The sequence below is a fragment of the Dyella sp. 01N36 genome, from assembly GCF_056399745.1.
Genome location: NZ_JBFTRY010000001.1, coordinates 91,576 through 115,390, shown reverse-complemented (window position 1 = coordinate 115,390; position 23,815 = coordinate 91,576). Strand labels below are relative to the sequence as shown.

Here is a 23,815-nt window from a genome sequence, read left to right as displayed (position 1 = left end):
TCACTGCGTTGCGCCAGGCGGCGCGGGATAATTGAACGATATGCGGCTGACGCCTGCCAAAGGACCTTGAAGCGGCGCCGTCGAGAGGATGCACAAGTCGTGTGTGCCGCCGTGCGCAGTCACGGCGGCCGCAACGCGATACGTCCTGCCGGGCAAGGCTTCGGCAGGCAACGGCAAGCTGGCCGCCAAGGGGCCGCTGCAGGTATCGAGGTGAACCTCGAGTTCGCCCGCAGGCCGGCGTGACGGGCGCGACACGACTTTCGATGCGTCATGCGCCAGGCCGTAATTGCGGGCGAGCCATGCACCGTCGACAAAAATCGCGACCACCTCGTCCAGGGACACGTTCGCCATGCGCCAGCAGCTGTTCATGACGTCGAGGTTGTACACCGGCGCCGGCGAGGTGGCATCGGGTAGCAGCGGCACGCGCAGGCCAAGGTCGCCCTTCGGACAGGCCTCCAGCGCATTGCCGTCGTAGCTCGCCAGCGTCCGCGCGTCGAAACGCTGTGTGCGGACGCGCGCGAGCGGCTGTCCGTCGGCAGTAAACGTCGTTGCGCTGATGGTGACAGGCAGCGCAGTCTCGATCGGTCCACCATAGACAGGCGAGCTCGCCGACGGCACGGTTGCGTCGGTGGTGTAACGGATCGTGGTGGACGGCTCCTGTGCAACAAGGGTCACGGCGACTTTGTCGCCGTTGCCGGGTGAACGCTGCGCACGCATGTCGACGGCGAAGGCGCTGTCGGCATAGTAGATGCCCATTTTGCGATAGCGATCGAATTGCGCGGGCAGCCTCGCCAAGAAGTTGTCGAAGCGCCGCTCGTTGGCAGGCGTCCAGGTCGCCTCGGCCAAGGCGTCCAGTCGTGGGAAGGCCGCATGCTGGATCTGCCAGGGTGCCGTGAGGTACTCGGTCCAGATGTTGGCCTGCGCGCCAAGTACGTGCTTCGCCTGCTCGGCAGTGAGCTCCGGCGAGACCGCTTCAAACGCGTAGACGCGGGCCAGCGTCTGGACGCCAAGCCGCCCGGACGGTTCATCGTCGCGATGACTCTGCAGGTTGTCGAAGTAGAGCGTGGGCGCGGGAGACAGCACCACGTCATGCCCCAGTCGCGCCGCATCGATGGCGCCCTGCGTACCGCGCCAGGACATGATCGAGGCGGACGGCGGTATGCCGCCCTCAAGGATTTCATCCCAGCCGATCAGGCGACGCCCATGTTGCGCCAGGTATTGCCCCATGCGCTCGATGAACCAGCTTTGCAGCGCCTTTTCGTCCTTGATCCCGAGCGAGCGCATGCGCGCCTGCACGGCGGCCGACGCCTGCCACTGGTCTTTGATGGCTTCGTCGCCGCCCACGTGGATGAAGGTCGATGGAAACAGTTCCATCACTTCGTCGAGCACGTTGTGCAGGAAACGGATGCTGTGTTCGTCGACATTGAACAGGTAAGGGTTGACGCCCCAGTTGATCGAGACGGACGGCCGCTCGCCGGTGACGCCGATATCCGGAAAAGCCGCCACGGCAGCCTGCGCGTGGCCCGGCATGTCGATCTCCGGCACGACCGTGATGTGGCGGACGGCGGCGTAGGCGACGATGTCCTTCACGTCGGCCTGCGTGTAGTAGCCGCCGTACCTCGTGCCGCCATCCCCGGGCGGCTGGCGCCATGCGCCGATCTGCGTGAGCTTGGGATAGCGGCGGATTTCCAGGCGCCAGCCCTGGTCGTCGGTGAGATGCCAGTGGAAGACATTGAGCTTGTGCTGTGCCATGGCGTCGAGCAGCTGCTTGATTTCAACCGGCTGCTGGAAGTGCCGCGCCGAGTCGAGCATCAGGCCTCGCCAGGCAAATCTTGGCCAGTCGGCGATGTGCAGCAAGGGCACCGAGACGGCACCCTTTGCGGCATCGGGCGTCATCAGCTGCCACGCGCTGACGGCGCCGTAGAACAGGCCTGCCGCATCCCGCGCAGTGATGCGCATGCCCTGCGCATCAACGTCGAGTACATAACCTTCCGGCTGCGTGACGCTTGCGGCCGCATCGCTGCGAATGACGATGTCGCCGTGGCTCGTGGCTGTCGCATCCTCTTTCACCGGTAGCGAAAGTCCGCGCGTTCGCACGAGCAGGTCCGCCAGATAGCGGGCCGCCTCGGCGGCCGCACGATCACCCGGCGCGACATGGATGACGGCAGCGGCACTGACGGCATAACCGCCCTGCCCCATGCTCACCTGCGCGGGAAGCGGAATAATCGGCAGCGTGCCTGTCGCGTGCGCATCGACGGCGAACCCAAACAGCGTTGCCAATGCCAGCGCGATCGGCGCCTTCAGACCGCGCTTAGCGCACCGCATCGGGGAGCGCCTCCCAGATCTTGGGATCTTCGGCGCCAATCACCCACGCACAGAAGCCCTCCAGGCCGTATTGCTTCACCACGTCGTAGCGATCGCGGAACGCGTGCGCATCGGGCAGGAACACCCACTCGCGCATCTGGTCGCGATAGAAGTAGAACCATGATTCGTGCTCCACCGGATCCCACTGCATGGTGGCGTTGAACTGCCTGGCCAGCGGGAACGATTCGTCCGCATCGATGTATTGCGCGGAGATGTTCGAACTCTCCTTGCCGTCCGCACCCACCGGATCGCCGGCAAACCAGTGGTAGCCATACAGCCCAATGCCCAGCGAGAGCTTTTCCTTCGGCACCACCTTCAAGGCGTATTCGAGGTTGGCCATCACCCACGGCATGCCCGCCACCGGCCCCGGCGTGGTCCAGCGGGTGTGCTGGTCATATGTCATCAGGCAGACGAGATCCAGTGCCTGTCCCAGCGCCTTGAGATCGTACGCACCTTTCCAGTATTCCCATATCCATTTGGCGAAGGGGCCGCGGCCCGCGTAGCCCGGCGCATTCGGCACCACCGCCATGGATAGCTTCAGGCCGTGCTTGTGCAGCGCCGTGGCGGTCTGTTGCGTCAGCAGGGTCAGTGCGTCGCGATCGGTCCAGGCGATGTTTTCGAAATCGAACTGGAAGCCGACAAACCCGTAGAGCTTCGCCTGTTCGAGCATGCCCTCGATCATCGCCTTCTTGGCGGTTTCGTTGACCAGCAGATCGTGAAACTTCTTGCGGTCGCCGCCAGCGGAGATGATGGGCATCACCGGCACACGATGCGCCTTGGCCAGTTTGAGCACGTAGAGGTTGGGTGCGCCCGATACCAGGCCGTTGCCATCCACGCCAAACCAGGTGGGCACCAGCAAGTCGACCTTGTCGATGTGCGCCTCGAACGAGTTGATCGATTTCTGTACTTCGATCATATAGAACAACGCGGTGGGAGCCTTCGCAAAGGCGCCGGTCGACGCCAATGCAAGACACAGCGAAACGGTCAGGGACAACCATCGTTTCATGGCGCAGCCTTGAGTGAATGGGGAGTGGAGAAGGTGATGCGATAGACGTACGCATCGCTGCCGATTGGGTGGGACGGCAGACTAAGATGCAGGCCGCCGGCATCCTGGGTAAACGGGATGGTGCGGTTGTCTGCCACAGACTGGACGCGTGTGACTTTGTCTTCCGGCTTGATCGAATGGATGATGGCCTGGGCGTTCGCCGGCCAATCCAGCTCGATCGCGTAGAGCTTGCCGTTGCCGGTGGTGAAGCGGAAATCTTCGGCGGTATATGGCTTGGTCTTGGTGTCCTGGAAGGTGCCGCTGACCACTTCGGTCGGGCCTTCGCCAAACGTGCGCCATGGCTTGCTGCCATAGATCGCCTCGCCGTTCGCCTTCAGCCATCCGCCGATGCTGCGCAACGTGTCCTGCGCGCCAGCGGGAATCGTACCGTCGGCACGCGGCCCGACGTTGAGCATGAGGTTGCCGTTCTTGCTGACCACATCCACCAGCAGATGGATGATGAAGGTCGGCGACTTGTACGTGTCGTGCTCGATGTAGCCCCAGGAATCGTTGCTGATCGAGGTGTCTGTCTGCCAGTGGGCGGGGTGGATGCCCTGCAGTTGCCCGCGTTCGATGTCCAGCGTGCCGGCGCCATCGGCGAAGTCGCCCAGCTTGTAATTGACCACCACGCCGTCGCGTTTCGCGCCTTCGTTGTAGTAGTACGACAGCAGGGTCGGCAGCGTGTTGCGGAAGCTGGGATGGCCGATCCACCAGTCGAAGTAGATCAGGTCGGGATGGTATTTGTCGGTGAGTTCGACAGTGCGTGCAAGCCAGTCGTCCAGCCAGGCCTGGGAGACATAGGTCCAGTCCTGCGCCAGGTTCTCGTCTTCCTTGCTGAGATGCGCTACGGCAGGGCCATAGAGTTCCGCATAGCGCGGATCGTTGACGTCCGAATCGACATGGCGCCCACCGTCGAAGAACCAGTCATGCTCGGCGCGATGCGAGGACACGCCAAAGCGCATGCCCTGCCCTCGCACGGCACGTTCAAGCTCACCGATCACGTCGCGCCTGGGCCCCTTCTTTACGGCGGTCCAATCTGACAGCGCCGAGTCGTACATGGCGAAGCCGTCGTGGTGTTCTGCCACGGGTACGACATAGCGCGCGCCGGCAACGCGGAAAAGTTTCGCCCAGGCATCCGGGTCGAAGTGCTCGGCCTTGAACATCGGTACGAAGTCCTTGTAGCCGAACCTCGACTGCGGCCCGTACGTCGCCACGTGATGGGCGAACTCCTTTGTCCCCTGCTGGTACATGTTGCGCGAATACCACTCGCTGCCGAACGCGGGCACCGAGTAGACGCCCCAATGGATGAAGATGCCGAACTTGGCGTCGTCGTACCAGGCAGGTGAACGATACTTCTGCAAGGACGTCCAGTCGCTGCGAAAGGGCCCCCGGCCGGCTGCGTTGGCCACACGATCAAGGATCGCTTTTCGTTGCGGCGCGAATTTGGCGCTGGCCTGCTGCCAGGCCTGATCCTGCGCTGCCGGCGACAAGGAATCGGCTGTGGGCGCCGTGGGCGACTGCGCCCACGCCGAGGCGCAGAGCAGCCAGCCCGCGACAAGCGCGCCATGCGCGGCCGGTTTCATCATGGTTGCTCGTCCTTGTTCGGAAGAAAGTGCGCGCTGCCGATGTTCAGCGGGTGGTAGTCGCTGACCACGCCGCCGGCGCGCACGCCGTCGGGCCGGGCGACGTCCACGGCCAGATGCACAGCAGCGCCCTTGCCCATAGCGGGCCAGGCACCCTCAAAGCGGATGGGCTGTGCCAGGTCGCGCAGCACGTCATCGCCATGCGCAAGTTCGTGGCCGCGATCGTCCATGGCGCGCCAGTGGGCGACATAGCCGAGCATGGGATAGGAAGGCAGATGCGTGGCTGGATAGCCGCTCACCGTGGCCTCGAATCCACGCAGTCCACTGGCGTCGACCCGCCATTGCGTCGCCACCGACAACGCCTCGTTGCGCGTTTCGTAGACCGCGTAAGACGGCCTGCGCTGCCGGTTCTCATCGACCAGGCCGTGGTCGACAAAACCTTCGGTCTGGCCGGGCCACAGATTGCGATGGGATTTATAGTCCTGATACGTCCAGAAAATCGTTCCCGCAATGAAGCTGCGCCGCTGAAAGGCATCCATCTGCTGGAGCAGGTTCTCGGCGCGCGCCTTGTCGGCGGCAGCGCTGTCGTGCGAGAAAACGCCCGGGTAGCCGAATTCGGAAATGATCACCATCTTGTCGGGATAAGTGCGATCGATGAAATCCAGCCAGGGTTCCACGTCGCTGCCCGCGCCGCTCCATGATCCGAAATAGGCATTGGCCATGATGAAGTCGATGTCGTGCATCACCGGCGCTTCTTTCCACGGCTTGCTGCTGATGTCGGCATCGGCAAAGGTCACATAGCGGCCCGGGTCGATGTCGCGAATAAGCGAAGCCATGGCGTCCACATAGGCGCGACCACCAGGCGTGGAGGCATCGCTCTCGTTGCAAACACTCCAGGCGAAGATGCTGGGGTGATTGCCATCCTGCTCGATCATCTCGCGCATCATGCCCTTGGCGAGCGCGAGCAGCTTTGGGTTTTTCAGCTGCGCCTGGCTGAATTGCCAGACCGGGATTTCCGGCACGAGCAAGATGCCGTGGCGGTCGGCGAAGTCGAGTACCTCGTCGTTCTGCGGATAATGCACCGGCCGCGTGAGCGTTGTATGCAAGGCGGCCATGTCGGACCAGTCGCGGCGTATCGTGCCCGCCGATTCGGCCAATCCTTCCCAGGGCGAATCCTCGTGGCGACTGACGCCGCTCAGCCGCACCGGCTTGCCATTGACGTAGAGGCGGCGGTCACGGATGACGATGTCGCGCACGCCAAACGAATCGCTGCGCGAGTCCAGCACCGTGCCGTCGGCGGCATGCAGCTCCGTTACCCACTGATAGAGTCGCGCGTCGCCGACGTTCCACAACTGGGGGTGTGGCAGGTTCACGGCAAGTGTCGTGGAGGTGGACTGCCCCGCCTTTGCCGAGACGCCCTGCTGCGTTTGCGCCACCGTCTTGCCGTCCGGATCGATGATGCTTGCGGTGACGCGATAGCTGCCGTCGCTGCCGTCGACGTTCTCGACAAATACCTGACTGCTGACGCTGGCCGCGTCGCCGCCAAGCTTGCTCGCGATGCGTTGCCGCCGGATCAGTGCATGGTCCGATACGCTGAGCCACACGTCGCGCACGATGCCGCCGTAATGCCACCAGTCGTACCACACGCTGCCGCTGGCCACCTGCCGCATCGCGTAACCGGGGATGGTCGCCTCGCCGGGACGGTTGTCCAGTCGTACGGCGATCTGGTTTTCCCCCGCACGAAGCTGCCGGCCGATGTCCAGGTCGTATGCCGTGTGTCCGCCTTCGTGGCCGCCGACTTCTACGCCGTTGACCCAGACGCGACTGCGATAGAAGGTGGCGCCGAAATGCAATTCCACGTGGGACGAAAGCATCGACGCCGGCACGGTGAAGGACTTGAAATACCAGGCGACACCTTCGTAGTCGTCATCCTTGCCGATGTTCCAGGTGTGGGGCACATCCACCAGCTGCGTTTCGGCCGGCGTGGCTCGCGGCCAGCCAGCAGCCATGCCTGCATCGGCGGCGTCGGTACGGAAGCGCCAGTCGTGATCCATGTCGATGCGCACCTGCGCATGGCCAGCCATCGACCACAGCAGCAGCGAAATCAGAACCGCCAGCGTGTAACCCCACCTCAATCCCATTCCCCTGCCCCTGCAAAGAAACCCGTATCAGTGGCCCAATCGCCAGTTTGCCGCGCCCAGCACGCCCAGCTGCCCGTGCTCGACGACGAACACGGGTGTGTTGTTCAAGAACGAGCGCATCACTCCCTTGTCCAGGAACCGCTCGGTGAACGGCCCGGAGCGCAGCACGCCGGTGATGCGCGCGAGAAATCCGCCGGCCAGGCAAACCCCGCCGCTCGCATTGAAGGCGATGGCGACATCACCGCAGAACGCACCGAGCCAGCGACAGAATTGATCGACCGTCTGCGTGGCCAGCGTGTCCATGCCGGCCAGCGCCATGGCGGTGATCTCGCCCGGCTCCGTGAGCGTCGCCGGCACGCCTTGCACCGCCGCGAGGGCGCGATAGAGGCGCAACAAGCCTGGCCCGCTGAGCACGCGGTCGTAAGGCACGTATCCGTCGATCGGCCCCAGCTGCGCGCGAATGGTCTGCTCGATGCCGGGGCGCGCGGCCAGCTCCATGTGTCCGGCCTCGGTATGCAGTACGCGAGGCGGCCGGCCCGGCAGCCAGAGGGCGGCGCCCAGTCCGGTGCCGGGGCCGATCACGGCCACGGCGCCACTGGGATTGGCAACACCATCCACGATGGCGGCGCTGTTCTCCTGTTCAAAATGGCCGACCGCATGCGCGAATGCTTCGAAGTCGTTGAGCACATCGACGGAGGCGAACCCGCCTTCAATGCACACGCTGTCCAGCAACACAGGCCACGCCAGGCTCTCGTTGATCACCACGCCGTGTTCGACGAATCCCGCGCAGGCCAGCACCAGCGCATCCGGCTGCACGCGATGCTCCCGGCAAAAGCTGCCAAGAATATCGACCAGCGAGGCGTGCTCGGCGCAGCGATAGACTTGGTAAAGGACGATGTCCGGCTTGCCCGTGATGGCGTCGGGCACGACCAGGCCGACGCGTGCGTGGGTGCCCCCGAGGTCGGCGGCGAGAAAGGGAGACACCGGGCGCGGCTGCCGTCCGAGTACGCCAGCGACGATCGGCCCGCCCATGTCCTGCAGGTGGTCCCTATGCGGAGGCACTGGCCTCTTATCCGACAACGGCGTCATCACCCACCCCGATGCTGTGCTTGCCTCGCCCCAGTTAACAGGGCGATTTCGATCGATTCAATAGCAGGCCCATCGTGACGCCACAGCGCGTCGACTCGAGGTCTGCCGGCCTGCCCGTCCGCTCACATATAAACCTAGTTTTTATCTATGCACAAGTAGTACGATGCCCGAAAGGCGGCGCCGCCCGGGTGGCGGTCGTCCGATGGTGCAGTCGTCCGGCCTTGCAGGAGGCGGGTTTTGGGGGTTTTGATGCCGGTCCAGCACGAACATCAACAGTCCTTCGGCCAGCCAGGCCAGGCCGAAGCCCGACTGGGCGCCCTTGCTTTCGGAGGCGCGCCAGCGGGCAACCTGTATGCCGGCGTGGGCGACGAGGCGGCGCGAGAAGCCATCCTGCAGGCATGGCGCCAGGGCATCCGKCATTTCGACACCGCGCCCTATTACGGCTACGGCCTCAGCGAAACGCGCATCGGCGATGCGCTGCTAGGCATCGAGCGCACCAGCTACACCATCTCCACCAAGGTCGGCCGACTCATCGACATGGATGAGGAGCGCACGGACCGCGGCGATGGCTTCGCGGTCGATGGTCGCCGGGCCTACTTCAACTACACGCGCGACGGCATCCTGCGCAGCCTGGAAAGCAGCATCCGGCGGCTACGCACCGGTCGCATCGACCTGCTGTTGCTGCACGACATCGGCGAGCTCACCCATGGTTCGCGCCACCCGCACGTGTTGAAGCAAGCCCTCGATGAAGCGCTGCCCGCCATGGCCGAGTTACGCGACCAGGGCGTAGTGGGCGCCATTGGATTGGGTGTGAACGAAGAGGCGGTCTGCCTGGAAGTGATGGATCGTTTTCCGCTGGACGCGATCATGCTGGCCGGCCGCTACACCTTGTTCGAACAGGGGCGCAGCAAGGCCGTCATGGCGCGGGCGCAAGCCGATAGCGTGGCTGTGCTGATCGCAGGCCCTTACAACTCCGGCCTGCTTGGCGCGGACGCAGGTCCTGGCGATACCTATGACTACGCGCCGGCATCGCTGGCGATCAAGGCGCGTGCACAGCAACTTTACGATGTGTGCGCACGCACGGGCGCGAGCGTCGGCGCGGCTGCCTTGCAGTTTCCGCTCGCCCATCCGGCGGTGACGAAAGTCGTGTGCGGGCTGCGCTCGGTCGCCGAAGTCGATGACGCCGTGGCCCGCATGTGCGCCACGGTTCCCGATGCGGCCTGGGCGTCGCTGGTCGAGCACGGCCTGCTCGATAAGAGCGTGCCGACACCATGATCATCGATGCGCATCGCCACTACTGGGATCCCGCGCGCCTGGCCTATGGCTGGCTGGCGCATGCCCCGGCCCAGCTGCAGCGCGCGTTTCTTCCGCCGGATCTCAAGGCAACGACAGACGCCTGCATCCTCGTCCAGGCCGCACCGGATGAGCAGGAGACCCTGTTCTTGTTCGATATCGCCCGACAGACCGATGGCGTGCTCGGCGTGATCGGCTGGGTCGACATGGAAGCGGACGACGCCACGCAACGCATCGCCGCCCTCGTCCAGAGCGGACAAGGGCTGCTGCGCGGTATCCGTCCCATGGTCCAGGACATCCCCGATACGGAGTGGCTCGCCCGACCCTCGCTTGATCGCGCGTTCGACTGCCTGCGCGACCACGGCCTGGTGTTCGATGCACTGGTCGACAACCGGCATCTGCGCGCCCTTTCCCAGCGACTGACCCGGCACCCGGGCCTGGTCACCGTGGTTGACCACGGCGCGAAGCCGAACATCGCGGATGGGCAATTCGCCTCGTGGGCCGGTGCGATTGCACGCGTCGCCCAAGTGCCGGACGTGGCCTGCAAATTATCGGGGTTGCTGACACTGACCGGTCCGGACGCCGACATGGCAGCCATCGAACCTTATGTAGCGCACCTCTTCGAGAGCTTCGGCGCGCAGCGCGTGATGTGGGGCAGCGACTGGCCCGTGCTCACGACCCATGCGACCTACGAGCAATGGAAAGCGTGCGCGCAAAAGCTGACGCGACGGTTTGCCCGTCATCACGAAGCAGCCGTGTTTGGCGGCAACGCCGCGACCGTCTATTCACTCGCTGACCGCGTATCGGCGACCGCATCCGGAACAAGGCCATGAAGACCTGGGTTACCTGCTGCCATTGCAGCGACGTGGAGCGCCTCGCATGAACGACCGATTGTCCGGCAAGCACGCGCTCGTCACGGCGGCAGGCGCAGGCATCGGGCGCGCCACCGCGCTCGCTTTCGCCGAGGCCGGCGCCACGGTGCTGGCGACCGATATCAACGATAGCCATCTGGCTTCGCTTGCCGCGAGCCATTCCTCGATTCGTATCCACCGGCTCGATGTCACCGATGACGCGGCGATCCGGACGCTGGTGGGCGCGACTGAGCGCATCGATGTGTTGTTCAACTGTGCTGGCTACGTGCATGCCGGCACCATCCTCGATACCGACGACGACAGCTGGCGGCGCTCGTTCGCCATCAATGTGGACAGCATGTTTCATCTGTGTCGCGCGGTGCTTCCGGGCATGTTGAGTCGCGGCACGGGCAGCATCGTCAACATGTCGTCGGTCGCCTCGAGCATCAAGGGCGTGCCTAATCGCTTTGCCTACGGCGCGACCAAGGCCGCGGTGATCGGCCTGACGCGTTCCATCGCCGCCGATTATGTGTCGGCGGGCATACGCTGCAATGCGATCTGCCCCGGCACGGTCAAGACGCCATCGCTCGCCGAGCGCGTGCGCGCCCTGGGCGGCGACGAAGAAGCTGCATGGCAGAGCTTCACCTCGCGGCAGCCGATGGGGCGACTCGGCACGCCCGAGGAGATCGCTGCGCTCGCCGTTTATCTCGCCTCCGACGAATCGTCCTTTACCACCGGCACCATCCATGTCGTGGATGGCGGCTGGTCGAACTGATGGAAGCCACTGCATGAAACTTTGCCGTTATGGGGAACCTGGCGCGGAAAAGCCCGGACTGATCGATGGCGATGGCGCCTTGCGCGATCTTTCAGGCGTGATCGACGACATCTCGGCAGTTGTGCTTGGTCGCGATGGCCTGCGCCGTCTGATGGCCCTGGATCCGGCCACCCTGCCCCGTGTCGATGGCACGCCACGCTTCGGCGTGCCGGTGGCGCACGTCGGCAAGATGCTCTGCGTAGGCATGAACTACGCCGACCATGCGGCTGAAACGAACGCGCCGGTGCCCGAGCAGCCCGTGCTTTTCATGAAGGCCACGACCGCCATCGGCGGCGCCAACGATGCCGTCGTCATTCCGCGCGGCTCGGCGAAAACCGACTGGGAAGTGGAGCTCGGCGTGATCATCGGCGAGGTGACGCGCTACGTCGACGTCAACGAGGCACTTGATCACGTCGCCGGCTATGCGGTGATCAACGACCTGTCCGAGCGCGAGTTCCAGCTCGAACACGGCGGCCAGTGGGTGAAAGGCAAAAGCTGCGACACGTTCGGGCCGATCGGCCCATGGCTGGTCACCCGGGACGAGGTCCCCGACCCGCAGAAGCTCGCCCTCTGGCTCGAAGTGAACGGTCACCGTTACCAGAACGGCAACACGCGCACGATGGTGTTCGGCGTGGCGCAGCTGGTGAGCTACATCAGCCGCTACATGACCTTGATGCCAGGCGACGTGATCAGCACGGGAACACCGGCCGGTGTCGGGCTGGGCCTGCATCCGCCCACCTATCTGAAGCCGGGCGACGTGATCGAACTGGGTATCGAAGGACTTGGCCGGCAGCGACAGGACGTGCTCGCCTATCCCGCTTCGCGCGCCTGAGCGCTGCCCTGCTTTTTCCTTATTGAGTTACCGGCGCCGGAGGCCGGTCACGATGGTGAAAATTACCGCCCTGGAAACCTTCGACGTGCGTTTTCCGACGTCGCTGGCGCACGACGGCTCGGATGCCATGAATCCCGATCCCGACTACTCCGCCGCCTATGTGGTGCTGAAAACCGACGCCCCTGGCGGGCTCGCCGGTTACGGGCTGGTATTCACCATCGGGCGGGGCAACGACATCCAGACCGCGGCACTCGCGGCACTGCGGCCGATGGTGGTCGGTCGTACGGTGGAGGACATCGTCGACGATCTGGGCGCGTTCGCGCGGCAGCTGACGGGCGACTCCCAGTTGCGCTGGCTCGGCCCCGAGAAAGGCGTCATGCACATGGCGATAGGCGCGGTCATCAACGCCGCGTGGGACCTGGCGGCGCGCGTGGCGAACAAGCCCGTGTGGCGCTTCATTGCGGACATGACGCCCGAGCAGCTGGTCGCCCAGATCGATTTCCGCTATCTCACCGATGCACTGACGCCCGCCCGCGCCCTGGAGATCCTGAAAGAGGCCGAGCCGTACAAGCAGGCTCGCATCGCCCAGCTGGAGGCCGAAGGCTATCCTGCGTACACCACCTCGCCCGGCTGGCTCGGGTATACCGACGAGAAGATGCAGCGTCTCGCCAGGAAAGCCGTGGCAGACGGCTTCCGCACGATCAAGCTCAAGGTCGGGCTGCGCATGGAAGACGACCTGCGACGCTGCCGCCTCGCGCGCGAGGCGGTGGGTCCGGACATCGCCATCGCAGTGGACGCCAACCAGCGCTGGGACGTCCAGACGGCCATCGAATGGCTCAAGCCGCTGAAGGACATCGGCCTGGCCTGGGTCGAGGAGCCAACCAATCCCGACGACGTCCTGGGTCACGCGGCGATTCGGCAAGGCGTTTCACCCATCCCCATCTCCACCGGCGAGCACGGACAAAACCGCGTATTGTTCAAGCAGCTGCTGCAGGCTCAGGCAGTCGACCTGATCCAGATCGATGCGGCACGCGTGGGCGGCGTGAACGAGAACCTCGCCATCCTGCTGCTGGCCGCCCACTTCGGCGTGCGCGTTTTCCCCCACGCAGGCGGCGTGGGGCTGTGCGAACTGGTGCAGCATCTGGCCATGGCCGATTTTGTGGCCATCACCGGCAAGAAGGAGGATCGCGCGATCGAATWCGTCGACCATCTGCAYGAGCATTTCGTCGAGCCGGTGACGATCGAGCGTGGACGCTATCTGGTGCCCACGGCCCCGGGGTTTTCCGCGCGCATGCACGAGGCCTCGATCCGCGACCACCTCTATCCTGATGGCATCGTGTGGAAGAATGCTCCCAAGACGGCGACGGGGTGAGCCATGAAAGCGCCAGTGACGAATATCGCCGACCTGCGCGAGATCGCACGCCGGCGCGTGCCCAAGGCATTCTTCGAGTACGCTGACCGGGGCTCCTACGATGAAGTGACGCTGCGTGAAAATCGGCGCGCCTTCGATCGCCTGCAACTGCGTCAGCGCGTCATGCAGAACGTAGACCATCGCTCACTGGGCACCACCATGCTCGGTTCGCCGGCCAGCATGCCGCTCGCCATTGCGCCAACCGGGCTGACCGGGCTGCAACACGGCAGCGGCGAGATCCTCGGCGCGCGTGCGGCCGCCGAGGCGGGCATACCGTTCTGCCTCAGCACCGTGTCCATCTGCTCGATCGAGCAGGTGCGCGCCGCCTGCGACACGCCGTTCTGGTTCCAGGTCTACGTGATGCGCGACCGCGGCTTCACCCGCGAGCTGATCCGCCGCGCCCGTGCCGCGCAGTGCTCCGCCTTGATGCTGACGGCCGATCTGACGGTGCAAGGCCAGCGCCATCGCGAAATCAAGAACGGTCTTGCGGTGCCGCCCAAGGTGACGCTGCGCAACGTGTTCGACATCATGAGCAAGCCGCGCTGGGTCTGGAACGTACTCAGGGCGCCGAGCCGCTCATTCGGCAATCTGGACGGACGTATCCAGGGGGCCGACAGCCTGACCACGCTCGCGCAATGGATCGCCAACCAGTTCGATCCCACGCTGAACTGGAATGACCTGGCCTGGATACGCGAAGAATGGCCGGGCAAGCTCATCATCAAGGGCATCCTGGACCCCGAGGATGCGCGCCTGGCCGTCGAGCGCGGCGTCGATGCCATCGTGGTGTCCAATCACGGCGGCCGGCAGCTCGACGGTGCGCCCGCCACCATCGACGTGCTCCCTTCGATCGTCGATGCCGTCGCGGGCCGCATCGAGGTGTTGTTCGACAGCGGCATCACCAGCGGCCAGGATCTGATCAAGGCCTTGGCACTGGGTGCGCGCGCCGGCCTGATCGGCAAGGCCTTCCTCTACGGACTGGGCGCCCATGGACAACAGGGCGTGACGCAGGCCATCGAATTGATCCGGCGCGAACTGAGCGTCACCATGGCACTGACCGGTCAACGCGATGCTTCGCGCATCTCGCGCGACATCCTGTGGCGCAACGGCTGATCAGCCGACGCAGTCGGCCAGGTCGAAGATCATCTGCATCGGCACCCACTTCTGCCCTGCCGCGGCCCATGGCAGTGGCTGCTGGAACCTGGACATCAATGACTCCCATGCCTGCACGCGCTCGTTGGCCGCATCGGCCAGGGCCTTGGCTTGCGCATCGAAATCCGGCGCAACACGCATAAGCATGACCAGCCGGGTGCCGGTGCGGAAGATCTGCATGTCCTCGATGCCTGACTCGCGAATCGACGCGACGATCTGCGGCCAGATGTTTTCGCGACGATGCCAGTGTTCGTATTCGGCAATGAGCGCCGGATCGTCGCGCAGGTCGAGCGCCAGGCATTGCCAGCTCATGCCGGCACGCTCGCCATCGCCCGCTGCCAGTGCTGCTGCGCGAACAGGAAGATGGCCACGAAGCACACGCCGGGCACGAGCATCGCGTGCGCAATGCCGACGCCATCGGACACCACGCCCATCGCGGCAGTAAGTACCGCGCCGCCGACGATAGCCATCACCAGCAGGGCCGCGCCGAATTTCCGCTCGTCGTCGCTCCTGCCTTCCACGCCCAGTGCGAAGATCGTCGGATACATCACCGACATGAAGAAGCTCGATGCCACCAGCGCATAGATGCCCTCACGCCCCGGCGCCAGCGCTGCCACGGCCATCAGCAGCACATTGGCGAGCGCGAACAAGGCCAGCACGCGCGAAGCCTTCAGGCGCTTCATCAGCACCGCCCCGGCAAATCGGCCCACCATGAAACAGATCAGCCCAGCCGTGACGAAACTGGCGGCCGTCTTGTCCGCGGTGCCCGGCATCGTCGCCTGCGCATAGCGGATCATGTGGCTGAAGATGGCGACCTGCGCACCCACGTAGAAAAATTGCGCAGCGACCGCACCCAGGAACCTGCCATCGCGCAGCAAGTGCCTCAGCACGCCCCGCTCGCCCGGCGCACCCTCCTGGCTGACGGCCACCGACGGGAATCGCGTCAGCACGATCACCACGGCCCACAAAAGCACGCCCAGCCCGATGACCAGATAAGGCATCTGCACCGCAGCGGCTTCACTCTTCATGAAAGCCTCGCGGGCACTTGCACTCATGGCGGCGAGTTCCGTGGGCGTGTGCTGCACGCCGGTAAAGATGAAATGCTGCCCGATCAGCACGCCGGCAATCGATCCCAGCGGATTGAACGCCTGCGCCAGATTGAGGCGCGCGGCAGCCGAAGATGCCGGCCCCAGCAGGGTGACCAGGGGATTGGCCGAGGTTTCGAGGAAGGCCAGTCCGCACGCGATGACAAACAACGCCGCGAGGAACATCCCATAGGTTGCCGACACCGCGGCCGGCCAGAACAGAAGCGCCCCTGCCCCATACAGGCACAAGCCCAGCACCACCGCCGACTTGTAGCCGTATCGCCGCATATAGGCTCCCGCAGGGAGTGCAACGACGAAATACCCGAGATAGAACGCGCTTTGCACCAGCGCGGCCTGGAAGTCCGACAACGTGAAGGCCTTCTTGAATTGCGCTACCAGCACGTCATTGAGGTTGTTGGCCACACCCCAGAGAAAGAAAAGACTTACGATCAAGGCCAGGGGAAAAAGCGGGACCCTGTCCCGAAAGCGACCACCCGCCGGGATCGGCGCGGCTTGTGGGTGCATGGATGTTCATCCTCCGGCCGTTGGCGAGCGCCCCCTCTGCCCTGGGCGCCACAATTGTGCAAATATGAACTTATAGTTTATATGTATCACAAGTTGCGGCGCAGCATGGTGGGCGGCGAGGCTGTTGAATTTCGCATCTGAAACCCGCCCGTAGTCTGCATGACGAGCCACTCAATACCACGGACGCTTATGGCTGCAGAGTCTCCCAAATATCGCGCCCCCGCCCTCGACAAGGGATTGGACATCCTTGAACTGCTGGCGCGCGCCGTCGCACCGCTGACCATCGCGGAGATCTCCGAAGGCGTAGGCCGTTCGCGCGGCGAAATCTTCCGCATGCTCCAGGTGCTGGAAGAACGCGACTACATCAGTCGCCCGGATGGCGAGGGCCGTTACGCGCTCACGCCGCGACTGTTTCGCCTGGGCATGGAACAACCGCCGGTGAAGAGTCTGGTGGAAACCGCCCTGCCGATCATGCACAGGCTCTCGGACGACATCGATCAATCTTGTCATCTGGTCGTGCCGTCACAGGAGCAGATCGTGGTGATTGCGCGCGTCGATCCGCCGGGTGAAATCGGCCTGGTGGTACGCGTGGGTCATCGCCGCCCGATCTCCCACTCCGCTTCCGGCCACGTGCTGCTGGCATGGCAGGACGACGCCACGCGCGAACGCTGGTTCGCCATGATGATCGAGCACGAACCGCAGCTGCGACGCCCACCCGTCGAGAAGGCGATACGCGAGATCCGTGCCGCTGGCGTGGCCACCATCCCGAGCCAGGTAGTCGATGGCGTCACCGATATTTCCGCGCCGGTCATGCAACACGATCGAGCCATCTGCGCGATCACCATTCCCTTCATCGAACGGCGCGGCTCCAGCATGACCATGGCGACCACTACCAAGTTGCTCATCGAGGCGGCGAACGAAGTATCCGGCGAACTGGATCATCGCTCCACGGCGTCGCTGGACAATTGACACCATCACGACATGCCGTTGCCGGGAAGCCTCGCCTTCCTGCAACGCCGGCCGGCTCTGACGGCCGACGTTCCAACCACGACGATGCGGAGCGCTTTGCCTTGCCCTCTTTGACTCGCTGTTCTCTCGGCCTGCTGGCCGGCCTCCTGTTCGCTGGTGCAAGCCAACTCCACGCCACTGAAGTGACGCCACTGGATACGGGGTGGCAGTTCCGCCTGCTGCCGGGCACGCCACAGGCGGCCAGACATCCGGAGCAGGCAGCCTGGACCAGCGCGCACGTTCCCGGCAGCGTGCAGACGGATCTGCTGACGGCCGGCAAGATCGGCGACCCGTTCTATCGCGACAACGAAGCGAGCCTGCAGTGGATCGGCCTGGCCGACTGGGAATATCGCCTCGCCTTCAACGTCGATGCGGCCACGCTGAAACAGGATCACGTGGACCTGGTGTTCGATGGCCTGGACACGTTCGCTGACATCGCCGTCAACGACAAGCCGCTGCTGAGCGCGGACAACATGTTCCGCCGTTGGCGCGTACCGGTGAAGGGTGTGCTGCATGCGGGCAGCAATAACCTGATCGTCAAACTGCATTCGCCGATCGCCAGGCTGCAGCCCTGGTTGCTCAAGCAGCCCTATGCGTTGCCGGGCGAGTTCGATTCGGCCTTCGGCGATGAGCCCAAGGGCAAGCAGACCTCCAACTATGTGCGCAAGGCCAACTACCAGTACGGCTGGGATTGGGGCCCGCGCTTCGTTACGCTCGGCATCTGGCAGCCCGTACGACTGGAGGGCTGGACCGACGCGCGGCTGGAAGATTTCCATATCGCCCAGCCGCACGTCGATGCGGACAAGGCAGCGCTCACGGCAGAAGTCTCATTGCAGGCAGCCAAGTCCGGCTCTGCACACGTCACGTTGAGCTGGACGGCGCCGGATGGCAGCCGCGGCGAGGCGGCGCAAGATGTCGCACTCACGGCTGGCGATAATGCGTTGCGCCTGCCATTCACCATCGAGCATCCGGCACGCTGGTGGCCATTGGGGTACGGCAAGCAGAACCTCTATCGCTTCCATGTTGAAGTGAAGCGCGGCGACAACACGCTCGCGAGCGCCGACCGTACGAGCGGCCTGCGCAGCGTCGAGCTGCGTCGAGACCGTGACCAATGGGGTCGCGGCTTCGCATTCGTGGTGAACGGCCTGCCGATTTTTGCCAAGGGCGCCGACCTCATTCCCACCGACAGCTTTCCCGAGCGCACCACGTCCGGGCAACTGCGCAAGCTGTTGACCTCCACCCGCGACGCCAACTTGAACATGCTGCGCATGTGGGGCGGCGGCTACTACCAGAGCGATGCGTTCTACGACCTGGCCGACCAGCTTGGCATCATGATCTGGCAGGACTTCATGTTCGGCGGCGCGATCACGCCCTACGACCAGGCATTCCGCGAGAACGCACGCATCGAGGCAGTGGAACAGGTGCGCCGGCTGCGCAACCATCCCAGCATCGTGCTGTGGTGTGGCAACAACGAGGTGCAGACGGGCTGGGAATCCTGGCCCGATCGCGAAGATTTCAAGAAGACCATCGGCAGCGATGAACGCCAGCGCATCGAAAGCGGCATGCGCGAACTCTTTGGCACCACCTTGCGCGACGTGGTGAAGTCCAACGATGCCGACGTGCCCTACTGGGCCAGTTCGCCCAGCACGGATTTCGATGGCGAAGCCAATGTGCTCAATGATGGTGACTACCACTACTGGAAGGTGTGGTCGGGCTCCGAGCCGATCGAGCACTACCTGGATGTCGCGCCGCGCTTCCAGTCCGAGTACGGGCTGCAGTCGTTTCCGGTGATGGCCACCATCGAAAGCTTCGCCACGCCCGCCGACATGACGCCGAACTCGCCGGTGATGCGCGCGCACCAGAAGTTCGCGAACGGCGATGGCAACGACCGCCTGCTGCTCTACATCCGCGGCAACTACGGCGAGCCGAAGGACTTTGCGTCATTCGTCTATCTCAGCCAGCTGATGCAGGCCGAAGGCATCGAGTTGGCGGCCGAGCACTTGCGCAGCGCGCGCCCGCAGAGCATGGGCTCGCTGTACTGGCAGCTCAACGACGTGTGGCCGGGGCCGTCCTGGTCCAGCCTCGACTATTTCGGTCGCTGGAAGGCACTGCAATACCATGCCAGGCGCTTCTACGCGCCCGTGGATGTGGTGCCGATCCGTCGCGACGGCCACACGACACTCCATCTCGTGTCCGATCGCACGACGCCGTTCAAGGCGGTACTGCGCACGCGCCTCTACGACATGGCCGGCAAGCGCCTGAGCGAGAGCAGCAGGCCGGTCGAAGCCGCCGCACTCAGCAGCACCATGGCAGGCGAATTCAGTGATGCAGACCTGTTGCACGGCGCAAATCCGACGCGCAGTGTGGCCTCGTTCGACGTGATCGAGAACGGCGAGGTGATTGCTCATCACCTGCTTTATTTCGGATTGGCCAAATCGCTGGCGCTTCCGGGCCAGCCGGGGCTGATGGCCGACTGGCGACAGAGCGGCAACGGCATTGTGTTGACCATCAGTACCAAACAGCTGGCGCGCGGCGTATGGCTGGATTTCGGCAGCAACGATGTCGAACTTTCCGACAATGCGTTCGACCTGCTACCCGGGGAGCACGTGGATATCACCGTCAAGAGTGCGACGGACGTGTCACGCCTCAAGGCAGCCCTCAAGCTGACCTCCTTGGTCGACGCGGTGCAGTCGCAGGCGCAGGCCAAGCCATGAGGACCACGCGACGCGACCTGCTTAAATGGATGGCGATGGCGCCTGCCGCCGCCATGCTGTCAAACGGCGCGCTGGCTGGCGTCGGTAAGACGGCCTTCACCAGCAAGCGCCCACCGGTTGGCCAGCGCAAATTCACCAGTGCCGCCGTGGAGAAACGGATCGCAACCACCAAGGCGCGCATCGGTGATCCTGAACTTGCGTGGATGTTCGAGAACTGTTTCCCCAATACGCTCGATACCACCGTCCAGGTGGGTACGCTGCGCGGCAAGCCCGATACCTTCGTGGTCACCGGCGACATCGACGCCATGTGGATGCGCGATTCCTCCGCGCAGGTGTGGCCGTACGCGCAGCTCGCCCGCCAGGACAAGGCCCTGCAGCAGCTGTTCCGTGGACTGATTCATCGCCACGCGCTATGCATCAGCATCGATCCCTATGCCAACGCCTTCATGCCCGACCCGACGGCGAAGTCGAACCTGGAATGGGCGCAGCACGACATCACCGACATGCGCCCGGGCGTGGCGGAGCGCAAATGGGAGATCGATTCGCTGTGTTATCCGATCCGGCTGGCACACGGCTACTGGCAGGCGACCGGCGACATCACGCCCTTCGATGATGACTGGCACGCCGCGATGCGCACCGTGCTCAAGACCTTCCGCGAACAGCAGCGCAAGGATGGCCCGGGGCCGTATCACTTCCAGCGCACGTCGCCGACGCCGAGCGAATCGCAGTTCCTGCAGGGCTACGGCAACCCGACGCGACCAACAGGCATGATCCATGCGATGTTCCGTCCATCGGACGATGCCACCGTCTATCCGTTCAATATCCCCGGCAACCTGTTTGCGGCGACAAGTCTTCGCCGTCTCGCCGAGATGCTGCGCGCGATGCGCCATGACGACAGCACCGCAGGCGATTGCATCGCGCTTGCCGATGACATCCAGCGTGCGGCCGAAGCGCACGGTGTCATCCACGGCGAGCAAGGCGACTACTGGGCGTATGAAGTCGATGGCTACGGCAACCAGTTGTTCATGGACGATGCCAACGTGCCCAGCCTGCTCGCCCTGCCCTATCTCGGCAGCTGCACGCAGGACGATGCGCGTTATCAGCGCACGCGTTCGCAGGCGTGGAGCACGCGCAATCCGTACTTCTTTGAAGGGCGCGCAGCATCGGGTATCGGCGGTCCGCACGAAGGGCTGCGCATGATCTGGCCGATGTCGATCATGATGCGTGCCTTTACCAGCAGCGATACGGCAGAGATCTCCCAGTGCATCGCCTGGCTCAAAACCACGCATGCCGGCACCGGCTTCATGCACGAGGCTTTCGATCAGGACGACCCGGCGAAATTCACGCGCTCATGGTTTGCCTGGGCCAACACCTTGTTCGGCGAGCTGATCGTGACGCTGGCCGATCGCCATCCGCAGGTGTTGCGCAGGGCGTAATCACCCCATCCCCCACCCGGCCGACCCCGCGGCCAATGTTTTGCTTTAAGGAGTCAGATCATGGTTTCGCGTCGTCGCTTTCTGCAAGGCATGGCCGCCCTCGGCGTTCTCAGTAGCGGTGCCCATGCGCTCCCGGCGCTGCCGGCTGCCGCAGGCAAGAAGACGGCGCTTGCCCAGGGCGTGTCGCGTCACGTCGACGTGTTCGTGGGCACCGGCGGCCACGGCCATACGTACCCCGGCCCCAGCATGCCCTTCGGCATGATGCAGCTCAGCCCCGACACCAATGACTCGCAATGGGACGGCAGTTCGGGCTATCACCAGGGTGACGGCTCGATCATGGGTTTCTCGCATACCCATCTGTCGGGTACGGGCGCCGCTGACATGCTCGATGTGCTTGTCGTGCCGGCCATGGGGCCCGTGCTGTTGCAGCCGGGCGATCGCGACTACGACGGCGTCAACTACACCTCGCGCTACGACGGCGTGCACGCCGGCCAGGGCGCCGAACGCAAGGGCTACAAGACCCACGTCAAGGGCTACCGTTCGCACTACACCGGTGAGCAGGCGCGGCCGGGCTATTACCGCGTGCAACTGACGGACAGCCACGTGCTCGCGGAGCTGACTGCGACGGAACGTGCCGGCATCCATCGCTACACTTTCCAGCAAGCGGGCGAGGCGCATCTGCTGGTCGACTTCGCCCACGGTTTCCACGACGACCCGAAAAAGCCCGCCAGCGTCACCGACGCCGAACTGAAGCTGGTGGGCAATGACACCGTGGTTGGTGCACGTCGTGTGCATCAGTGGGCCAATGGGCGTCACATCTATTTCGCGCTGAAGGTCTCGCGACCGTTCAAGCGCGGCGCGCTGTACTCCAACGACAGCGCCCAGTCCGAGGGCACAACGCAGGTCAAGGGCACCAACCTCAAGGCCGCGTTGTTCTACGACAAGCTCGACGACGCACCCCTGCTGGTCAAGGTCGGCATTTCGGGCGTCGATATCGAAGGCGCACTGCGCAACCTGATGACCGAGATTCCCGCCTGGGACTTCGATGGCGTGCAGGCAGCCGCCGAAGCCGCGTGGGAAAGCGAGCTCAGCCGCATCCGCATCGAGTCTTCGTCGGACGATATCAAGCGCACCTTCTACAGCGCGCTCTATCACACCATGCTGGCGCCCACGCTGTTCAGCGACGTGGACGGCCGCTATCGCGGCATGGACATGAAGGTGCACCAGCTGCCCAAGGGGCAGCACAACTACAGCACCTACTCGCTGTGGGATACCTACCGCGCCGAGCATCCCCTGTTTACGCTGTACCAGCCCGAGCGCGTGCCCGACCTGGTCAACGGTCTGGTGCGCATGGCGCAGGAAAGCCCTGCCGGCCCACCGGTGTGGCCGCTGCAAGGCATCGAGACGGTCTGCATGATCGGCTACCACTCGGCGGTCGTGATTGCCGAGGCGCAAGCCAAGGGCTTCACCGGCATCGACTATGCGGCCGCGTGGCCCGTGTTCCGCAAGCGTGCCATGGAAGACGACTACTTCGGCCTGCCCGAGTATCGCAAGCGCGGTTACATCCCCAGCGATGTCGAAAGCGAAGCCGTCAGCAAGACGCTCGAGTATGCCTATGACGACTGGGTGATGGCGCACTACGCGGAGAAGCTCGGTCATCACGACGATGCCACCGCACTCAAGGCGCGCTCGCAGAACTACCGCAACGTGTTCGACAAGACCGTGAACTTCGTGCGTCCGCGCGCCAGTGATGGCAAGTGGCTGGAGCCGTTCGATCCGCGCGCCATCGGGCACTCGAAGAAGTGGCGCGACTTCACCGAGTCCAATGCGTGGCAGGCGACCTTCCTCAACCAGCACGATCTCTACACGTACATGGCCATGTTCGGTGGCGCCAACGCTTTCGAGCAAAAACTCGATCAGCTCTTCACCACCGACTCCGAATTGCCGTCGGATGCACCGCCGGATATCGCCGGCATGGTTGGCCAGTTCGCCTTCGGCAACGAGCCGGGCCATCACATGCCCTATCTCTATGCGTATACCGGCGCACATCACAAGACTCAGGTGCGCGTGCGCATGCTGTTGGAAACGATGTATCTGCCCGACCCTGACGGCCTCCCCGGCAACGAGGACTGCGGCCAGATGAGCGCCTGGTACGTGATGAGTGCGCTAGGCCTGTATGCGGTGGATCCGGTGAGCACGAACTACGTGTTCGGCAGCCCGCTGCTTGATCGCGCCGAAGTCCAGTTGGCCAGCGGCAAGCGACTGGTGGTGCAGACGCAGGGCAATGGCAAGGGCCGTCCGTATATCCAGTCGGTGAGCTGGAATGGCCAGCCGTGGACCAAGAGCTGGATCACCCATGCCGAACTGACCGCTGGCGGCACCCTGCTGTTCCAGATGAGCGACAAACCCAATCCGGCGTTCGGCTCGGCCATGGCGGATCGGCCACCGAGCTTCGGCGTGCAGGCGAAAGCATGA

At 64.2% G+C, this 23,815-nt stretch carries 17 protein-coding genes; 10 read left to right on the top strand and 7 right to left on the bottom strand.

What is annotated here, in order from left to right; all coding sequences use genetic code 11:
- The 5 genes from AC1DMG_RS00495 to AC1DMG_RS00475 are packed head-to-tail and all read right to left on the bottom strand — an operon-like array spanning position 1 to position 8,195.
- Positions 1 to 2,325 (bottom strand): family 20 glycosylhydrolase, encoded by a 2,325-nt coding sequence (locus tag AC1DMG_RS00495; RefSeq protein ID WP_441603845.1) that lies wholly within the window; start codon positions 2,323 to 2,325, stop codon positions 1 to 3.
- Positions 2,312 to 3,370 carry a glycosyl hydrolase family 18 protein gene (locus tag AC1DMG_RS00490; protein WP_441603844.1) on the bottom strand — a complete coding sequence of 353 codons (1,059 nt, stop codon included), beginning with the start codon at positions 3,368 to 3,370 and terminating at the stop codon, positions 2,312 to 2,314. The genes AC1DMG_RS00495 and AC1DMG_RS00490 overlap by 14 nt, the downstream gene beginning before the upstream one ends.
- The gene (locus AC1DMG_RS00485; RefSeq protein ID WP_441603993.1) at positions 3,367 to 4,992 is read right to left on the bottom strand and encodes an alpha-L-fucosidase; all 1,626 of its coding nucleotides are present in this window, start codon (positions 4,990 to 4,992) and stop codon (positions 3,367 to 3,369) included. The genes AC1DMG_RS00490 and AC1DMG_RS00485 overlap by 4 nt, the downstream gene beginning before the upstream one ends.
- Positions 4,992 to 7,133 carry a glycoside hydrolase family 2 protein gene (locus AC1DMG_RS00480; protein ID WP_441603843.1) on the bottom strand — a complete coding sequence of 714 codons (2,142 nt, stop codon included), beginning with the start codon at positions 7,131 to 7,133 and terminating at the stop codon, positions 4,992 to 4,994. Before AC1DMG_RS00480 ends, AC1DMG_RS00485 begins: the two co-directional genes overlap by 1 nt.
- Positions 7,134 to 7,160: 27 nt before the next feature.
- Positions 7,161 to 8,195: a glucokinase gene (locus AC1DMG_RS00475; protein WP_441603842.1), complete on the bottom strand. Its 1,035-nt coding sequence runs from the start codon at positions 8,193 to 8,195 to the stop codon at positions 7,161 to 7,163.
- A gap of 276 nt (positions 8,196 to 8,471) precedes the next feature.
- Between AC1DMG_RS00475 and AC1DMG_RS00470 the strand changes: the two genes are divergently transcribed.
- Genes AC1DMG_RS00470 through AC1DMG_RS00445 form a run of 6 tightly spaced genes read left to right on the top strand, consistent with a single transcriptional unit; the run spans position 8,472 to position 14,533 of the window.
- On the top strand, positions 8,472 to 9,497 hold the full coding sequence (locus AC1DMG_RS00470) for an aldo/keto reductase (protein WP_441603841.1): 1,026 nt from the start codon (positions 8,472 to 8,474) through the stop codon (positions 9,495 to 9,497).
- Complete coding sequence (locus tag AC1DMG_RS00465; RefSeq protein WP_441603840.1) at positions 9,494 to 10,348, top strand: amidohydrolase family protein; 855 nt, start codon at positions 9,494 to 9,496, stop codon at positions 10,346 to 10,348. The genes AC1DMG_RS00470 and AC1DMG_RS00465 overlap by 4 nt, the downstream gene beginning before the upstream one ends.
- Before the next feature lie 46 nt (positions 10,349 to 10,394).
- Entirely contained in the window at positions 10,395 to 11,141 is a 747-nt protein-coding gene (locus AC1DMG_RS00460) for an SDR family oxidoreductase (RefSeq protein ID WP_441603839.1), read from the top strand.
- Positions 11,142 to 11,154: 13 nt separating this feature from the next.
- Positions 11,155 to 12,012, top strand: a complete 858-nt coding sequence (locus AC1DMG_RS00455; RefSeq protein ID WP_441603838.1) for a fumarylacetoacetate hydrolase family protein — start codon at positions 11,155 to 11,157, stop codon at positions 12,010 to 12,012.
- 52 nt (positions 12,013 to 12,064) lie between these two features.
- The gene (locus AC1DMG_RS00450; RefSeq protein ID WP_477179748.1) at positions 12,065 to 13,384 is read left to right on the top strand and encodes an L-fuconate dehydratase; all 1,320 of its coding nucleotides are present in this window, start codon (positions 12,065 to 12,067) and stop codon (positions 13,382 to 13,384) included.
- A 3-nt stretch (positions 13,385 to 13,387) separates the two neighbouring features.
- Complete coding sequence (locus AC1DMG_RS00445; protein WP_441603836.1) at positions 13,388 to 14,533, top strand: alpha-hydroxy acid oxidase; 1,146 nt, start codon at positions 13,388 to 13,390, stop codon at positions 14,531 to 14,533.
- Here the strand turns inward: AC1DMG_RS00445 and AC1DMG_RS00440 are convergent, their stop codons facing one another.
- Together AC1DMG_RS00440 and fucP are read right to left on the bottom strand one after the other, a co-directional pair.
- Positions 14,534 to 14,884: an L-rhamnose mutarotase gene (locus AC1DMG_RS00440; protein WP_441603835.1), complete on the bottom strand. Its 351-nt coding sequence runs from the start codon at positions 14,882 to 14,884 to the stop codon at positions 14,534 to 14,536.
- Complete coding sequence (gene fucP / locus AC1DMG_RS00435) at positions 14,881 to 16,182, bottom strand: L-fucose:H+ symporter permease (RefSeq protein ID WP_441603834.1); 1,302 nt, start codon at positions 16,180 to 16,182, stop codon at positions 14,881 to 14,883. The genes AC1DMG_RS00440 and fucP overlap by 4 nt, the downstream gene beginning before the upstream one ends.
- A gap of 189 nt (positions 16,183 to 16,371) precedes the next feature.
- Here fucP and AC1DMG_RS00430 point away from each other — a divergent pair, with 189 nt between their 5' ends.
- From AC1DMG_RS00430 to AC1DMG_RS00415, 4 genes are all read left to right on the top strand, one after another.
- A complete protein-coding gene (locus tag AC1DMG_RS00430) occupies positions 16,372 to 17,151 on the top strand; it encodes an IclR family transcriptional regulator (RefSeq protein ID WP_441603833.1) in 780 nt (259 codons plus the stop codon).
- 101 nt (positions 17,152 to 17,252) lie between these two features.
- Positions 17,253 to 19,904 carry a beta-mannosidase gene (locus AC1DMG_RS00425; protein ID WP_441603832.1) on the top strand — a complete coding sequence of 884 codons (2,652 nt, stop codon included), beginning with the start codon at positions 17,253 to 17,255 and terminating at the stop codon, positions 19,902 to 19,904.
- Entirely contained in the window at positions 19,901 to 21,340 is a 1,440-nt protein-coding gene (locus tag AC1DMG_RS00420) for a glycoside hydrolase family 125 protein (protein WP_441603831.1), read from the top strand. The genes AC1DMG_RS00425 and AC1DMG_RS00420 overlap by 4 nt, the downstream gene beginning before the upstream one ends.
- A 60-nt stretch (positions 21,341 to 21,400) precedes the next feature.
- Entirely contained in the window at positions 21,401 to 23,815 is a 2,415-nt protein-coding gene (locus tag AC1DMG_RS00415; RefSeq protein ID WP_441603830.1) for a GH92 family glycosyl hydrolase, read from the top strand.

Excerpts from the sequence above, each read along its gene's own strand:
- AC1DMG_RS00495 (WP_441603845.1), bottom strand. The coding sequence starts at position 2,325 with ATGCGGTGCGCTAAGCGCGGTCTGAAGGCGCCGATCGCGCTGGCATTG.
- AC1DMG_RS00430 (WP_441603833.1), top strand. The coding sequence starts at position 16,372 with ATGGCTGCAGAGTCTCCCAAATATCGCGCCCCCGCCCTCGACAAGGGA.
- AC1DMG_RS00415 (WP_441603830.1), top strand. The coding sequence starts at position 21,401 with ATGGTTTCGCGTCGTCGCTTTCTGCAAGGCATGGCCGCCCTCGGCGTT.
- AC1DMG_RS00460 (WP_441603839.1), top strand. The coding sequence starts at position 10,395 with ATGAACGACCGATTGTCCGGCAAGCACGCGCTCGTCACGGCGGCAGGC.
- AC1DMG_RS00465 (WP_441603840.1), top strand. The coding sequence starts at position 9,494 with ATGATCATCGATGCGCATCGCCACTACTGGGATCCCGCGCGCCTGGCC.
- AC1DMG_RS00440 (WP_441603835.1), bottom strand. The coding sequence starts at position 14,884 with ATGAGCTGGCAATGCCTGGCGCTCGACCTGCGCGACGATCCGGCGCTC.
- AC1DMG_RS00485 (WP_441603993.1), bottom strand. The coding sequence starts at position 4,992 with ATGAAACCGGCCGCGCATGGCGCGCTTGTCGCGGGCTGGCTGCTCTGC.
- AC1DMG_RS00445 (WP_441603836.1), top strand. The coding sequence starts at position 13,388 with ATGAAAGCGCCAGTGACGAATATCGCCGACCTGCGCGAGATCGCACGC.
- AC1DMG_RS00455 (WP_441603838.1), top strand. The coding sequence starts at position 11,155 with ATGAAACTTTGCCGTTATGGGGAACCTGGCGCGGAAAAGCCCGGACTG.
- AC1DMG_RS00420 (WP_441603831.1), top strand. The coding sequence starts at position 19,901 with ATGAGGACCACGCGACGCGACCTGCTTAAATGGATGGCGATGGCGCCT.
- fucP (WP_441603834.1), bottom strand. The coding sequence starts at position 16,182 with ATGCACCCACAAGCCGCGCCGATCCCGGCGGGTGGTCGCTTTCGGGAC.
- AC1DMG_RS00490 (WP_441603844.1), bottom strand. The coding sequence starts at position 3,370 with ATGAAACGATGGTTGTCCCTGACCGTTTCGCTGTGTCTTGCATTGGCG.
- AC1DMG_RS00480 (WP_441603843.1), bottom strand. The coding sequence starts at position 7,133 with ATGGGATTGAGGTGGGGTTACACGCTGGCGGTTCTGATTTCGCTGCTG.